Annotated in this window: 11 protein-coding genes; 9 read left to right on the forward strand and 2 right to left on the reverse strand. The window is 39.3% G+C overall.

Features of this window, described 5'->3' with window-relative positions; genetic code table 11:
• The first annotated feature begins 280 nt into the window (after positions 1-280).
• The 6 genes from ABJE44_RS18615 (at position 281) to ABJE44_RS18640 (ending at position 10,693) form a co-directional block, all read left to right on the forward strand.
• Positions 281-3,649: an ATP-binding protein gene (locus ABJE44_RS18615; protein ID WP_348111985.1), complete on the forward strand. Its 3,369-nt coding sequence runs from the start codon at positions 281-283 to the stop codon at positions 3,647-3,649.
• Positions 3,642-4,532, forward strand: a complete 891-nt coding sequence (locus ABJE44_RS18620; protein ID WP_348111986.1) for a response regulator transcription factor — start codon at positions 3,642-3,644, stop codon at positions 4,530-4,532. The genes ABJE44_RS18615 and ABJE44_RS18620 overlap by 8 nt, the downstream gene beginning before the upstream one ends.
• Positions 4,533-4,595: 63 nt before the next feature.
• Positions 4,596-5,183 (forward strand): carbonate dehydratase, encoded by a 588-nt coding sequence (gene can, locus ABJE44_RS18625; protein WP_348111987.1) that lies wholly within the window; start codon positions 4,596-4,598, stop codon positions 5,181-5,183.
• A 174-nt stretch (positions 5,184-5,357) separates the two neighbouring features.
• Entirely contained in the window at positions 5,358-7,274 is a 1,917-nt protein-coding gene (locus ABJE44_RS18630) for a prolyl oligopeptidase family serine peptidase (protein WP_348111988.1), read from the forward strand.
• A gap of 106 nt (positions 7,275-7,380) precedes the next feature.
• A complete protein-coding gene (locus tag ABJE44_RS18635; RefSeq protein WP_348111989.1) occupies positions 7,381-9,312 on the forward strand; it encodes a S9 family peptidase in 1,932 nt (643 codons plus the stop codon).
• 166 nt (positions 9,313-9,478) lie between these two features.
• Positions 9,479-10,693, forward strand: a complete 1,215-nt coding sequence (locus tag ABJE44_RS18640; protein WP_348111990.1) for a multidrug effflux MFS transporter — start codon at positions 9,479-9,481, stop codon at positions 10,691-10,693.
• A gap of 191 nt (positions 10,694-10,884) precedes the next feature.
• On the opposite strand, the gene ABJE44_RS18645 is transcribed toward ABJE44_RS18640, so the two are convergent.
• Both ABJE44_RS18645 and ilvC read right to left on the reverse strand, forming a co-directional pair.
• The gene (locus ABJE44_RS18645; protein ID WP_348111991.1) at positions 10,885-11,211 is read right to left on the reverse strand and encodes a hypothetical protein; all 327 of its coding nucleotides are present in this window, start codon (positions 11,209-11,211) and stop codon (positions 10,885-10,887) included.
• Positions 11,212-11,586: 375 nt separating this feature from the next.
• The gene (ilvC, locus tag ABJE44_RS18650; RefSeq protein ID WP_348111992.1) at positions 11,587-13,071 is read right to left on the reverse strand and encodes a ketol-acid reductoisomerase; all 1,485 of its coding nucleotides are present in this window, start codon (positions 13,069-13,071) and stop codon (positions 11,587-11,589) included.
• A 134-nt stretch (positions 13,072-13,205) separates the two neighbouring features.
• Here ilvC and ilvY point away from each other — a divergent pair, with 134 nt between their 5' ends.
• The 3 genes from ilvY (at position 13,206) to ABJE44_RS18665 (ending at position 15,448) form a co-directional block, all read left to right on the forward strand.
• The gene (ilvY, locus tag ABJE44_RS18655) at positions 13,206-14,060 is read left to right on the forward strand and encodes an HTH-type transcriptional activator IlvY (RefSeq protein WP_348111993.1); all 855 of its coding nucleotides are present in this window, start codon (positions 13,206-13,208) and stop codon (positions 14,058-14,060) included.
• 435 nt (positions 14,061-14,495) lie between these two features.
• Positions 14,496-14,918, forward strand: a complete 423-nt coding sequence (locus tag ABJE44_RS18660) for a VOC family protein (RefSeq protein ID WP_348111994.1) — start codon at positions 14,496-14,498, stop codon at positions 14,916-14,918.
• Between the two features lie 80 nt (positions 14,919-14,998).
• A complete protein-coding gene (locus ABJE44_RS18665) occupies positions 14,999-15,448 on the forward strand; it encodes an N-acetyltransferase (RefSeq protein WP_348111995.1) in 450 nt (149 codons plus the stop codon).
• The last annotated feature ends 29 nt before the right edge of the window (positions 15,449-15,477 follow it).

The raw sequence follows: 15,477 nt of genomic DNA on the forward strand, positions 1-15,477 counted from the left end.
TGGGTTAAGTATCGCGGGTTCGTGCAAGGGTGCATATGGGGAAAAATGCGCAATGGACTACGTCAAATGACGTATAAATACTTCACCACTGCTGAAATGCAGGCATTAGCTTGGTTATTTAATGAGGGGCTGATGTATTAAAAAAACAAAAGGTTAGGCAAGAATACCTACGTTATTCGACGCATTTTTCTCTTTAGGCATTTTGTGTACACTGAGAGTACCTTTATCAGAGAGAAGCTGCTTTTCTTGCAAGTAAGCTTGAAATTAAAAGTCTTTTTTAATGCAATCTAATAAACAAATCCTGCCCACTAGACGTATTTACAATAAGCTTGTAGCCAATGAGATGATGGAGGATTTTGCTCTTCGTTTTACGGCTAAAAGAGCACGTATTTGGTCTCTTAGTCGAATTGCTAACACTGCATTAGGCATTGTTTCATTTCTTGTCTTAGAAGCTATTGGTGGGGCGATTACTCTTAACTTTGGCTTTGCTAATTCTGCATGGGCAATTCTTTCGGTTGTTTTTGTGGTGTTTTTAACTGGCCTACCTATTAGTTATTATGCTGCTAAATATGGCGTTGATATTGACTTGCTAAGCCGTGGTGCAGGTTTTGGTTATATCGGTTCAACTATCGCTTCACTAATTTACGCATCATTTACTTTTATATTTTTTGCCTTAGAAGCCGCAATTATGTCGATGGCAATACAGTTGCTATTTGGTATTCCTTTATACCTTTGCTACGTCATCAGTGCCCTAGTGGTACTGCCGTTAGTGACTCACGGTATTGCTTATATCAGCCGATTTCAGGTTTGGACACAGCCGTTTTGGATTGTGTTACAACTCATTCCCTTGTATTTCGTTTTTACTCACCCAGATAGTCACTTACAAGATTGGCTGGGATTTACTGGCGCGTCTGGGGAGCAAGGGCAAGGGTTTAATTTGTTGCTGTTTGGTGGGGCGTCTGCGGTTGTTTTGTCTTTGGTGGCTCAAATTGGTGAGCAAGTCGATTTCTTACGTTTTTTGCCTGAAAAACCAAAACAAGGGCAATGGCGTTGGTGGACGGCACTAACCTTAGCAGGTCCTGGGTGGATCTTGTTTGGGGCATTAAAGTTATTTTTAGGGTCGTTTTTAGCCTATTTTGCTTTGACGCAAGGGGTGACGATGGACTTGGCGGATGACCCTGCCCATATGTATAACCTTGCATTTAGTTTAGTGTTTGATAACACAACGTTAGCCTTGGTTTTAGCTTGTTTCTTTGTGGTGATATCTCAACTTAAAATTAATGTGGCAAACGCTTATGCTGGGTCTCTAGCATGGTCTAATTTTTTCTCTCGGGTTACTCGAAACCATCCCGGGCGCGTTGTTTGGATGGTATTCAATGTTGCCATTGCTCTGTTGCTAATGGAGTTGGGGATATATCAAACAATCGAGAAGATGTTGTCTGTCTATTCGGTAATTGTATTAGCTTGGCTGTGTACTGTGACAGCTGACTTAATTATTAATAAGCCTTTAGGTTTAAGCCCTGCTTATATTGAGTTTAAACGCTCACATCTATACGACATAAACCCTGTTGGTGTAGGGTCAATGTTTATTGCTACCTTTATGGGCTTTACGGCGCATTTTGGTTGGTATGGAGAGACAGCTAAAGCATTAGGGTCATTTATTGCCTGTGGATTACCCTTTATAACGGTTCCTATTATTGGATATATCACTAAGGGTCGATTTTATTTAGTTAACAATATACAAGTTCCTATCAATCAGAGTACCAAATGTCATATATGTGAGAATACTTTCGATCAGGAAGATATGTCTTATTGTCCTGCTTATCAAAAGCCTATCTGTTCTCTATGTTGTTCTTTAGATGTGCGTTGTGGGGATCAATGTCGCACAGAAGGAACTATATCTAGGCAATCTCTTCACTTTTTTCATCGCTTTCTTAGTACTAATTTACTCAAGAACATGACAGCCCCCATGAGCCAATTTATTGCACTGACTTCTAGTTTAAGCGTGATTGGGGCAAGCATTTTATATTTAATTTACTTACAAGTACCAGTAGATGATGTTGCTGTTAAAGAGGTCTTTGCTAGCACCTTAACTAAAATATTTTTCTTATTGTTAATCATACTAGGGGTGGTTAGTTGGTTGTTTATTTTAGCCCGAAGCGGCAATCGATCTGCTTTGAAAGAGTTACGTTCGTTGGCAACAGCCCTAGTTGAAGAAAGTAGTGCTCATGAAAAAACTTCGCTAGCACTTCGAGATGCAAAAATAGAAGCTGAAACTGCGAATGAGGCCAAAAGTAGATACTTGGCTGGTTTAAGTCATGAGCTAAGAACGCCATTGAATGTGATGCTTGGTTATGCCCAATTACTTAGTCAAGACAAAACATTTCCTGACCAACAACGTGAAACGTTGGGAATTGTTAAACGTAACGGTGAACATTTAGCAGATCTAATAGAGGGTTTATTAGAAATATCAAAAATTGAAGCTGGCAGGCTAACACTGCATCGAGATGACGTAAATTTAAAAGCGATTTTGCAGCAGTTAGTCGATATGTTTCAAATGAAAGCTGCACAAAAAAATCTCATTTTTGTGTACTTACCTTGTCCAAATTTGCCGGATTATGTCACGACCGACAAGCAACGCTTTAGGCAAATATTAATTAATCTTATTTCCAATGCTATTAAATACACCGAGCGAGGTTCTGTTACGTTAAAAATAAGTTATCGAAATCAGGTGGCAAGTTTTAGCGTAAGTGACACCGGGATTGGTATTTCAGAACATGATAGGGAGTCAATCTTTAAGCCCTTCGAGCAGGTGAGAAATGCGCATACTCAAGCGATTGGAGGTTCTGGGTTGGGCTTAACGATTTCTCGGTCGTTAACTGAGTTAATGGGAGGAGAAATCAAAGTTAACAGTACGCTAGGTCAAGGCTCTACCTTTAATTTGCGTTTGATGTTGGTGCCACTGAATAAAAATAAGAATGCGCTAGAAAATACACAGGCTCAAGCTGTGGGTTATTTAGGAGATAGGTACACTGTGCTGGTGGTAGACGATGAGCCTAGTCAACGTCAATTAATGTCTGACTTCTTGACGCCTTTGGGGTTCGAAGTGATGCTAGCTGAAAATGCAAAGCACGGGTTTGAATGCTTGGAACAACAAGCGGTTGCACTGGTAATTTTGGATGTAAGGATGCCCAGTATGGATGGTTGGCAAATGGTTAAAATGTTACGGGATAAAGGCTATAAAATGCCTGTGCTGATGGTATCAGCCAATGCTAGAGATATAGAGAGCCACAATGCAGATAAGGCCCTTCATGACGGTTATATAGCTAAGCCGGTAAATTTGAGTGCGCTTTTAGGGAAAGTGGGCGAGTTGATAGGCATACAATGGCAGTATGAAGCCTCTGACGGCCCTAAAGAAGATACATCATCCTCAATTGATAATTCAAAAATCACTGTTTCCAACGAGCAATATAAGACGTTAATCGCATTAGCAGAAATTGGCTATTTGTCTGGATTTAAAAATAAATTTAAAGAATTAAGTGAGCAGTATCAGTTCCCTGTCGAGGTCACTGCCCAAATTCAAGAGTATGTAGCTTTGTGTAATTTCCCCCAAATTATAGGTTATTTGGAAGAGTTGTGTGATGAATAACAAAATGAACCATGTGGTATTAGTGGTAGATGACTCTCCAGAGTCACTCGGTATGCTCAATGTTGCGTTGAATAATCAGGGGTTTACTGCTCTGGTAGCTCTGAATGGTTTGCAAGCCTTGTCTATTGCTGAAAAAATTCAACCAGATGTAGTTTTGCTAGACGCGGTAATGCCAGAAATGGATGGGTTTGAAACATGTCGTCGGTTAAAACAGCAGCATCCTAGTATCCCCGTTATTTTTATGACTGGTTTGTCTGATGTTGAAGATATTGTAAAAGGGTTTGAGGCTGGAGGCATTGATTATGTCACTAAACCTATCGCCCCAGATGAGGTTATCGCTAGAATTAAAACTCATATTCAAACCGCAAAATTGGCCCTGAGTGCTCAAGATGCATTAGATCATGCGGGTAGTAATCTTTTTTGTGTGAATGAGCTCGGTCGCTTATCTTGGGCTACACCTAAAGTGCATAAACTTATTGACGAGTTTGCTGGAAGTAATTTAAATCCATGGGCGAGTATAGCCGATTTGCTATCTGGCTGGTTAGCAGCAGGAGCTCAGGCACCTATTAAGGTTACATGTTTTGATACTCCTTTTGAGATCGTTTATGCACGCCAACAAGACGAAAAACATTTACTTAAAGTGACTGAGGCAAAAGTTGCCACTACTCCTTTAGATTTGCAAAAGCATTTGCCCTTAACTAAGAGGGAGTCAGAAGTTCTGTATTGGGTTTCCTATGGCAAAACGAACTGGGAAATTTCACAAATTTTGAATATGAGCCCTCGCACCGCAAATAAACATTTAGAGCAAATTTTTAAAAAGCTGGGGGTAGATAATCGAACCTCAGCTGCGGCCATCTCAATTCGTATTTTGGAGGCAAAATAATTGTAGTTTTGCTTTTAGTTTGAGCTTGTTACTTTATACTCGCCAGCAACAATGTGAGGGTTTATGAGCGAAATAAAACAACTTTTGGCCAACAATGAAAACTGGTCTGAACAAATAAAAAAAGATGACCCAGAGTTTTTTAATAAGCTAGCAAAACAACAAAGTCCTGAATACTTATGGATAGGCTGCTCTGATAGCCGTGTTCCAGCGAATCAAATTGTTGGCCTGTTACCCGGTGATATTTTTGTACACCGTAATGTGGCAAATTTAGTAGTACACACTGATTTTAATTGTTTGTCAGTATTGCAATATGCCGTTGACGTTTTAAAAGTTAAGCACGTAATTGTTTGCGGCCATTATGGTTGTGGTGGGGTTGATGCCGCTTTAGGTGACCAACAATTTGGCTTAATCGACAATTGGCTAGGGCACATAAAAGATCTCGCATACAAACATAGAGAAGAATTATCTATCTTGAATGAACATGATAAATCAGCTCGAATGTGTGAACTAAATGTAATGGAGCAGGCTGATAATGTTAGCCGTAGTAACATCATTAAAGATGCCAAAAAACGTGGACAGTCTTTAAGTATACACAGTTGGATTTACAGCCTAAGAAATGGTCGTGTAACTGTTTTGGGAGAAAAAAAGTAATCTGTTTTTACGTACCATTGGTTTGTTAAAAGTCCAACAAGCAGCAACAAATGCCAGTAACAATGAAAGGCTGGTGTACATTTGTAAACAGTAGTTATTAGCTAATGCCAAGCCAATAAGTTTTGTGTATAGTTTTGGGTTCCTTGTAGTCTTAGATGTTTGGGTTTTTTATTTATGAATGGAATCATTCGCTTGTGTTGTTCGGTAGTTGTTTTACTCGCTTCTTTGAGTAGTGTTGCAGAAGAATTACCTGTTGAAAGCTTTAGCCAGTTACCCAGCCACGTAAGACCAAACCTCTCCCCTAGCGGTAAAAAACTTGCCTATATTAGAAACTTCTTATCGCCTGAAATGGCAGTCTTAACCACTGTAGATTTAGAAAAAAACAAAACTCAGTACATAGTTAAGTCTGACAATGAAAAGGTCAAAATTAATTGGTTCACATGGGCTAATGAGAAGACTTTAATAGTGAGCCTAAGATTTGCTGGTAAAAGATATCGAACGGACACCACGGAAACCCGATTGTTAGCAATTGATGTAGATGGCGATGAAGCAGTACAAAGACAAATCGCTAAACCGAAAAGGAGCAAGCATGCGTCTCAATTTCAAGATAATGTGGTGTCGTTTTTACTAGATGATCCTGATCATATTTTAGTGGCGTTAGATGCTGAAGTTCCAAATTTACCTGACGTTTACAAGGTAAATATATACACAAAAAAGATGACTCGCATATATAGAGGAAAGCGACAAATACGTGATTGGATGGCAGATAGGCAGGGCAATATACGCTTAGGTGAATCCTTAAACTACAAGACAGGTAAAGCCTCCATACAAGTGCGAATTGGTCATGATGACACTTGGCATAAAATGTTTGAATACAATGCCTTAGAAGAATCAGGTATAACGCCACTTGGCTTTGCCAAAGACCCGAATATTCTATTTTACAACCAGTACAAAGGTGACAAAAAAGCCTTATATAAAATTGATCTTACCAGCAAAGAATCAGAGTTAGTTTTTGAAGACGAAAATTATGATGTGGATGGTTCGTTAATTTATTCTAGAAAAACCAATGATGTAATTGGGGTTTATCATGCCCACAGTGACGATGGCAGAGTGTACTGGGATGATTCGATTAGTAAATTTCAAAAGTCATTAAACAAAGCCCTATCTGATATAGATGTATATCTAGTAGATTTCAATGATGATGAAAGTATCTATTTACTTTACACCGAGAATGATTTCACTCCAGGTGTTTATTATTTTGGAGATCGTAAAGAAAAAACATTAAAACCAGTCTTTGAACAATACCCTGCATTAGTTCCAGAAGTGCTAACCGAACATAAGTTTGTCACTTATACCGCACGAGATGGCACTGAGCTAGAAGGTTATTTAACTCTACCGCTAGGTGTTGAAGGTCCTGTTGCAACTATTTTACACCCCCATGGTGGCCCAGGGGCTCGTGAATATGATGGTTTTGATTATTGGACCTCGTTTTTTGCAAACCGTGGTTATGCAGTGTTTAGACCTAACTTCAGAGGGTCAACGGGTTATGGCTATGAGTTTGCCCAAAGCCAGATGAAAGGATGGGGCTTAACCATGCAAGATGATTTAACCGACGCCGCTAATTGGCTAGTGGAGCAAAACATCGCCCTTAAGGACAAGATGTGTATCGTTGGAGCGAGCTACGGCGGTTATGCAGCCGCTATGGCTGCGGTAAAAACACCAGACTTATTTAAGTGTGCCATAAGTTTTGCCGGTGTAACCGATTTAAAAGAATTGGTATCAACCAGTCGCCGTTATTTAAATAGTAAATTTGTGAAAAAGCAGATTGGTGATGACTCTGCCGACTTAAAAGCCCGCTCACCGGCTTATCATGCCGATAAAGTTAACATTCCTATGTTGTTTATCCACGGTGAAGATGATCGAGTAGTGGATATAGTGCAAAGTGAAATTATGGTAGAAGAGCTTGAAGATTTAGACAAAGATGTAGAATTTATCGAGCTAGAAAATGGTGATCACTACTTATCTATTCAACGTAATCGCCATACTACTTTTAAAGCAATGGATGCTTTTTTGAAAAAGCATTTAAATTAGAGAAAACTTGCAGCCTTGATAAACTTGCATGATTGATTGGTGCTAAGCCAATAAGTTTTGTGTATAGTTTTGAGTTAATTTTAATCGCAAATATTTGAGACTTTTTATGAATGGAATCATTCGCTTGTGTTGTTTGATAGTTGTTTTATTCACTTCTTTAAGTAGTGTTGCAGAAGAGTTACCTGTTGAGAGCTTTAGTCAACTTCCTAGATATGAAAAACCTGCTTTATCACCAAGTGGGACAAAAATCGCCTACCTAAGAAGCTATAAATCACCAGAAGTAACAGTATTAACATCTGTAGATTTAACCACAGGTAAAAAGCTCCATATAGTGCAATCTGATAATAAAACTAACAAAACAAACTGGTTTGAATGGGCAAACGATAAAACCTTAGTGGTAAGTGTTAGGTTTGCCTCTTCGATTAATGGTGTAGATGCTATGGAAACTCGTTTACTGGCCATTGATGTTGATGGCGACCAGCCCGTACAAAGGCAGCTTAGTAAGCCGCCTTCAAACCATAAAATTGGCAATGATCATTACTCTCAATTTCAAGATGACGTAATTTCATTTTTACCTAATGACCCTGAAAATATTCTTATCGCTCTTGACTTAGATACGGTTAATTTACCGGGTGTTTATAGGTTGAATATCAACACGGGTAGAAAATCTAGAATAAGCCGAGGTAAACTAAACATTCGTGACTGGATGACTGATAGGCAAGGCACTTTACGTTTAGGTGAAGCTTTAAATTATAAAACAGGCGAAGCGTCTATCAGAGTCAGGATTGGCGATGATGACACTTGGCATAAACTGTTCGAACACAACAGCTTTGAAGAATCTGGTGTTACGCCACTAGGCTTCGCTAAAGACTCCAATATTTTGTACTACACACAATACAATGGTGATAAAAAAGCGTTGTTTAAAATTGACTTAACAACTAAAGAGTCAACGCTAGTATTTGAAGATAAAGATCACGACGTAGATGGCTCACTTATATATTCCAAAAAAAGCAATGATGTCATAGGCATTTATCACAGAAATAGCGAAGGCGGGCGCATTTATTGGGATAAATCCATGGGTAATTTCAATAAGTCTTTAATGAAAGCTTTTGCTGGTTATAGTGCGTATTTAACTGATTTTAGTGCCGATGAAAATGTTTACTTGTTATACACGGAAAATGACTATACTCCTGGCGCTTATTATTTAGGGCACCGTAAGCAAAACTCACTTAAGTTAATTTTTGAGCAATACCCAGCTCTCCCCCCTGCAGAACTAAGTGAGCATAAACTAGTATCCTACACAGCAAGAGACGGCACTAAACTAGAGGGTTATCTAACATTGCCATTGGGAACTAAAGGCCCAGTACCTACAATATTACATCCACATGGCGGCCCTCAGTCTAGAGACAGCGATGGTTTTGATTATTGGACATCATTTTTTGCAAGCCGTGGCTACGCGGTATTTAGGCCTAACTTTAGAGGGTCAACGGGTTATGGTTACGAGTTTTCTCAAAGTCAAATGCAAGGCTGGGGCTTAACCATGCAAGATGACTTAACCGACGCCGCTAATTGGCTGGTGGAGCAAAACATCGCCCTTAAAGACAAAATGTGTATCGTGGGTGCAAGCTATGGCGGCTATGCTGCTGCAATGGCGGCCGTAAAAACCCCTGATTTATTTACCTGTGCGATTAGCTTTGCTGGTGTAACTGATCTTAAAAAACGCGTGATCCGCTCTTATGACTACACAAATAGTCGGCTTGTAAAAGAGCAATTAGGTAATGACTTTGATGATTTAGAAGCTCGCTCGCCTTATTACAAAGCCAAAAATGTGAATATTCCTATGTTATTTATTCATGGTGAAGATGACAGGGTGGTAGATGTTGCTCAAAGTCGAGTGATGGTCAGTAGGCTAAAATCACTCGATAAACCAGTAGAATATATCGAGCTCGAAAACGGTGATCATTACCTATCAATCCAAAAAAACCGCCATGCTACTTTTAAGGCCATGGATGCATTTTTAAAGAAACACCTCAACTAGCTGTATTAGTCGCGCTTTTTTTCATTATCGTGAAAAGGCGCGTTTATTACCAATCTTCAGAAAGTAAGCCTGTTGGTGTAACTAACCAAGAAAATATTAATCTCCAACCTGTATGCAATGCTAGAATATATTCCGTTATTTTTTCTATATTTTACAGGTTTAAAACATGTCATCACCAGAACACATAAAACAACCACTAACTAAGCCAGAGATAGGCTTGAGTGAGTTCGTGGCGCTTATGGCGGTAATGACTTCTTTGGTTGCTTTGAGCATAGACGCCATGCTGCCGGCGTTAAGTCAAATAGGCCAAGACTTGCAGATTGAAAATGCCCAAGATACACATCTAATTGTGTCTTTGTTTTTTATTGGGATGGGGTTTGGGCAGCTTTATTACGGGCCAGTATCGGATGATAAAGGTAGGCGATATGCCATTCTTTCTGGTTTAATCATTTTCGCTATTGGTTCGGTCATTTGTATGTTGGCTGAGTCGTTAACCGTTATGTTGGTAGGCCGTGTTATTCAGGCATTTGGAGTCTCAGGCCCTAGGATCGCAGCTTTGGCGGTCATTCGCGATAAGTACGAAGGCGAAGCCATGGCGCGTGTTATGTCTTTTATCATGATGGTGTTTATTTTAGTGCCTATGGTCGCCCCAAGTTTTGGCCAAGCCGTTATGTTTTGGGCGTCGTGGCGACATATTTTTTCTTCATTTCTATTAATTGGATTACTAGTAGGCTTGTGGTTTTTTATTCGCCAGCCAGAAACCCTGCCAAAAGAAATGCGCCAACCATTTAGTTGGTCACAGCTTTGGCAGTCTAGTAAGTTTATTTTGACCCACAAATTAGTGATGTTTTATACCCTATCTATGGGGCTATCTTTTGGGGCTTTTTTGGCATATATCAGCGCCTCACAAACAATCTTTCAACATATTTATGATGCAGGTGAGTTGTTCCCTTTGTATTTTGCGTTATTGGCCTTTTCCATCGGTTTTGCATCTTTCATTAACGGCACATTAGTGATGCGTTTAGGCATGCGAACCTTATGTACTTGGGCAATGATAGGTTGGTTAATATTCTCTTCATTGCTGCTTGCTCTATGTTGGTTTTACGCCGGTATTCCACCCATGTTGATGTTTGTGTCTGTGTTGTTTTGTGCTTTTTTCTGTATAGGCATTTTGTTCGGTAATATTAACGCTATGGCCATGCAACCCTTGGGCAGCATGGCTGGGTTGGGTGCTGCTATTATTGGTTCGTTAAGTAGTTTGTTTTCGGTACCTATTGCAGTATTTATAGGGGGCTTTATTGAGCTGACAGTTACACCTATTGCGGTAGGGTTTTGTGTGTTTGGGTTGATTTCTTTTGTATTTTATTGGAAGGCGGAATAGCTCTTCATTATGTCAATAATTATTGGGGTTAATGTTAACTATTCATCTTTGGTTCAGGAATTAATTGTTAGTCTACGTTTAAGCCTTGTGGCTTCAATTTGAACCTTCATTGTTTAGTTTTAGGCGCTTCGTAACAAGTTGTTCATGTTAAGTGAGTTACTTAGCGCTTTTTTATCCTCTCAATACATTCTTTATTCTACCAATCGAAACTGTGGAGCGGTATTTTGAATTATTTCGACCTGCTTAGATGATTTAAGACCATTTTTAATGCGATCGTAGCTAATGTTTTTCATTCCCATAGACTGACAAAACTTATAGATAGTTAGAAAGTCCTCTTTAGTTAAATCTTCATCATTGATTGATAGGTGCGAGTCAATATACATTTGGTCACCATTGGCAGTAAGGTTGGCGATTGCAGAGTAAGGGTCGCCGTGATTTTTTACTTTTAAGGCCCTGACCATTTTCACTTCGAAAATCCAGTCACCTACCTGAGATAGACGTGATATTGATTGATTCATTTATTGTTCCGATTTACTAGATGAGCGCCTGAATGATTACGCATAAATTTTAATATAAAACTAAGCTAGAGCAATTGGCGCGCCAAGGTGTTAGCCCTTTAAAAACAACGAGCTAGTGTTGAGAATAACTATTTTTAGTCTGCTTCTAGTAACAAACAGTCAACACTTTAAAAATGCATGAAAATTATGGTTTGTTTTTGTACCTAATAGTGAATTGCCTCCGATTATTTACCTTTTTCGCTGTATCGGTATGAAGACGACCTTTTAATTTACCCATAAAAAAGCCCAACCATAAGGTTGGGCAACAGGGAAGTGTTAGGCCAAAGGCTTTAACACTTTTACGACAGAAATCGTCAGTGTTAAGTCAGATAAATCCTATGCTGACTCAACAATTGTTTTCATATCAGTCATGTAACCACGTAACGTTGCGCCTATTGTTTCAACGCCGCTTTCACGGATTTCTTTATTGATATCAACTAATTTTTTGTTGTCTACGCTGTTTGTTGCAGTTGTGTATGCTTTACCGATTAAATCAGTACCAATATTTGGCATGAGTTTCTCGCGTAAAATTGGCACTGCAGCGTTAGCGAATAAATAGTTACCGTATTCGGCTGTATCAGAGATAACTACATTCATTTCGTACAAACGCTTACGTGCGATTGTGTTAGAAATAAGCGGAGTTTCGTGAAGTGATTCGTAATATGCAGACTCTGGTAAAATTCCAGCTTCAACCATTACGTCAAATGCTAGTTCAACACCGGCTTTGATCATGGCGACTAAGAAAACACCGTGGTCGAAGTATTCTTGCTCGTCGATAGTGCCAGCAAACTCAGGGGCATTTTCAAAACCGGTCTCGCCAGTTTCTTCACGCCATTTAAGTAAATTAGCATCGCCGTTAGCCCAGTCTTCCATCATAGTGCGAGAAAATTCACCGCTTATAATGTCATCTTGGTGCTTACCAAATAAGTCACCTAACAATACTTTTAATTCGTCAGCTAATTCAAACGCTTTGATTTTTGAAGGGTTAGATAGACGGTCCATCATGTTCGTTACGCCACCGATTTTAAGTGCTTCGGTGATGGTTTCTAAACCGTCTTGGATAAGTTTACCTGCATAGCCAGCGTCGATACCGTCAGCAACCATTTTTTCGTAGCCTAAGATAGCTGCAACTTGTTGCATACCACATAAAATAGTTTGCTCACCCATAAGGTCAGACTTAACTTCAGCAACAAATGAAGATTCAAGAACACCAGCACGGTCACCACCAGTAGCAGAAGCTAATGCTTTAGCGATATCCCAACCTTGACCTTTAGGATCGTTTTCTGGGTGAACAGCGATGAGAGTTGGTACACCAAATCCACGCTTATATTCTTCACGTACTTCAGTACCAGGACATTTAGGTGCACACATTACAACAGTAATGTCTGAACGAATCTGTTGACCTTCTTCAACAATGTTGAAGCCGTGTGAATAACCTAATGTTGCACCTTGTTGCATTAACGGCATAACCGCTTCAACAACGCTTGAGTGTTGCTTATCTGGTGTAAGGTTATAAACGATGTCAGCTGTTGGAATAAGCTCTTGGTAAGTACCAACAGTAAAACCATTATCGCTAGCACGTTGGAATGAATCACGTTTTTCATCAATTGCAGCTTGGCGAAGTGCATAAGAGATGTTTAAACCAGAGTCACGCATGTTCAAACCTTGGTTTAAACCTTGAGCGCCACACCCTACGATGACAATTTTTTGTCCTTTTAGGAAGTCACAACCGGTAGAGAACTCTGAACGTTGCATAAAACGACAGCGACCGATTTGGTCCAATTGCTGACGTAGCGATAATGTATTGAAATAATTTGCCATTTTCTAAATCCTATTCTTTTCTTTGTAAATGAGTCTTTCATTTACGATGGCGAGATAATAGACAATGTTCTTTGTTGTTTAAAATGATATATTTGCAATATTATGTTTCATAATTAGCAACATGGTTGGTCTGTATGGATATTCGTAGCTTAGAGTTGTTTCAGCATTTAGCGAGTAGTTTACATTTTAGTAAAACTGCAGAAGCTTTATTTGTTAGTCCTTCAACCTTGAGCCGCACAATACAAAGGCTCGAAGAAGAGTGCGGTACCCCGTTGTTTGTAAGAGACAACCGTAAAGTGAAACTCACTGCCGCGGGGTCTAAGTTGTTGGGTTTTACACAACAAACCCTTACAGAATGGAAAAAAGTTAAAGGTGAATTACAACAAGATCACCAACAACTGCAAGGTGAGCTCAGTTTATTTTGTTCGGTCACTGCCAGTCAAAGCCATTTACCTAATTTGTTAGATAGTTTCAGACACAAATATCCTCAGGTCGAAATCAAGTTAAGTACAGGCGATCCAGCATGGTCGGCCAGTAAAGTGATGCAGCAAGAAGTCGATGCTTCAATCGCCATTCATACCCCTGACTTCCCCAAAGAGCTTAAGTTTTTACCTTTAGACGAAGTACCCCTGATATTGATTGCGGCGAAAGACTTACAGTTGTCTCGTCTTTATCAAGTTGATTGGCGCAAACACTCGATGATCCTCCCTGAGTCTGGCCCATCAAAACGCATAGTGCATCATTGGTTTACCGAACAAGGTATAAGGCCAAGGGTATATGCCAAAGTTGCAGGCAACGAAGCCATTGTCAGCATGGTAGCATTAGGTTGTGGGTTAGCAATTGTGCCGCAGATAGTGCTAGACCATTCGACTGTTGGACAAAGAGTGAATCGTATATTGTTAGATGATATTGAGCCTTATCAGTTGGGCTTGTGTTGTTTGCAAGCCAGAGCGAATGAGCCGGCGATTCAGGCTTTGTTTAATTGCTAAAGGCTTCGCATATTTTGGGTATAAAAAATGTTAACTCATAATTGAGAGAGTAACTTACAGTTAACCTCTCTGATTAAAGCTGATACTGATAAAATGCCAATTGCAGACATTAAAGTTTATAGTTAATCAAGGTAACTGATTCTATCGATTCGAAAGAGGTATTTCTTGTTAACGCTATTGCAATTAGCGTTCATTCCATTCTTCTCTGTCGCTGTTTTTTATGCTGCCCTGTCGGTTTGCCTCCGAAGTCAGAAAAAGACGCAATTTGCCTGTTTTCGTGAAATCTAAAAATTAACAGATATGTTGTACCCTGATGTTTGGCAGTGGCTGGCTAAATTTGGTACAAATAATGTAAAGGTAAAAAGAGGCAAGTTGCCTCATATTAAGTAGTTTTAGCGCCGAGTTACACTAGCATTTAATTCGAGGATAGATGAGTTGAAACAATCCATAGTACACATTGCTATAGTCGTTAAAGACTATGATGAGGCAATTGATTTTTATGTAAACAAACTTAAGTTTGAGCTTGTTGAAGACATTTACCAACCAGAACAAGATAAACGTTGGGTTGTAGTTTCACCTCCTGGTTCTAATGGCGTAACACTATTATTGGCTCGTGCATCTAAGCCTGAGCAAAATGACTTTGTGGGAAATCAAGCTGGCGGTCGAGTGTTCTTATTCTTAAATACTGATGATTTTTGGCGTGATTATAATCGTATGTTATCTGAAGGTATAAAGTTTATTAGAGAGCCTAAAGAGCAGGATTACGGCACTGTAGCAGTGTTTGAAGATCTTTACGGTAACTTATGGGATTTACTTCAATTAAAACGAAATCACCCGATGGCATCAAGAGTGCTATAACAAGTGCTATCACTCAGAAAAATTACTCGCTGCGCTCGCATTTTTTCGGTGGGCTAAACGTTATCCGTACGGTGTACTCAATGAACATACGCAAATATTCAAAAAGTGATTACAATCAACTCCTAGAAATTTATTCAATGTCTAAATTGGATGAGTTGAAGTATGAGAGCACCAATTTTGAGTTGTTATCTTTAGACAAAGATGAAATACGTTTAGCTCAAATTTATGAATCTGATATTTATGTATACGGTACTAAATATGCAGTTGGGTTTTGTGCGTATTCTGGCTCAGAAATACGTGCATTGTTTGTGCACCCTAATTATCGCGGAAAAGGCATTGGTGTTTCCCTTTTAGAATTTATGCTTTCTAATATAATAGGTACGGCAACACTTTATGTAGCTGCATCTAATCACCCGGCTATAAAGTTATATCAAAAATATGGTTTCAAAATCATATCTGAATTTAAAACAACGTATAATAGAAAAGCTGTTTTAGCTAACAAAATGGAACAATTACCAGTTTACGGCTAACAAAAATATCATGGTGGGAATTTTACTCA

Origin of the sequence: Paraglaciecola sp., from assembly GCF_039942875.1 — a bacterium.
GTDB lineage: Bacteria > Pseudomonadota > Gammaproteobacteria > Enterobacterales > Alteromonadaceae > Paraglaciecola.

Coding starts and splice junctions, on each gene's coding strand:
- ABJE44_RS18615 (WP_348111985.1), top strand. CDS start 281: ATGCAATCTAATAAACAAATCCTGCCCACTAGACGTATTTACAATAAG.
- ABJE44_RS18620 (WP_348111986.1), top strand. CDS start 3,642: ATGAATAACAAAATGAACCATGTGGTATTAGTGGTAGATGACTCTCCA.
- can (WP_348111987.1), top strand. CDS start 4,596: ATGAGCGAAATAAAACAACTTTTGGCCAACAATGAAAACTGGTCTGAA.
- ABJE44_RS18630 (WP_348111988.1), top strand. CDS start 5,358: ATGAATGGAATCATTCGCTTGTGTTGTTCGGTAGTTGTTTTACTCGCT.
- ABJE44_RS18635 (WP_348111989.1), top strand. CDS start 7,381: ATGAATGGAATCATTCGCTTGTGTTGTTTGATAGTTGTTTTATTCACT.
- ABJE44_RS18640 (WP_348111990.1), top strand. CDS start 9,479: ATGTCATCACCAGAACACATAAAACAACCACTAACTAAGCCAGAGATA.
- ABJE44_RS18645 (WP_348111991.1), bottom strand. CDS start 11,211: ATGAATCAATCAATATCACGTCTATCTCAGGTAGGTGACTGGATTTTC.
- ilvC (WP_348111992.1), bottom strand. CDS start 13,071: ATGGCAAATTATTTCAATACATTATCGCTACGTCAGCAATTGGACCAA.
- ilvY (WP_348111993.1), top strand. CDS start 13,206: ATGGATATTCGTAGCTTAGAGTTGTTTCAGCATTTAGCGAGTAGTTTA.
- ABJE44_RS18665 (WP_348111995.1), top strand. CDS start 14,999: ATGAACATACGCAAATATTCAAAAAGTGATTACAATCAACTCCTAGAA.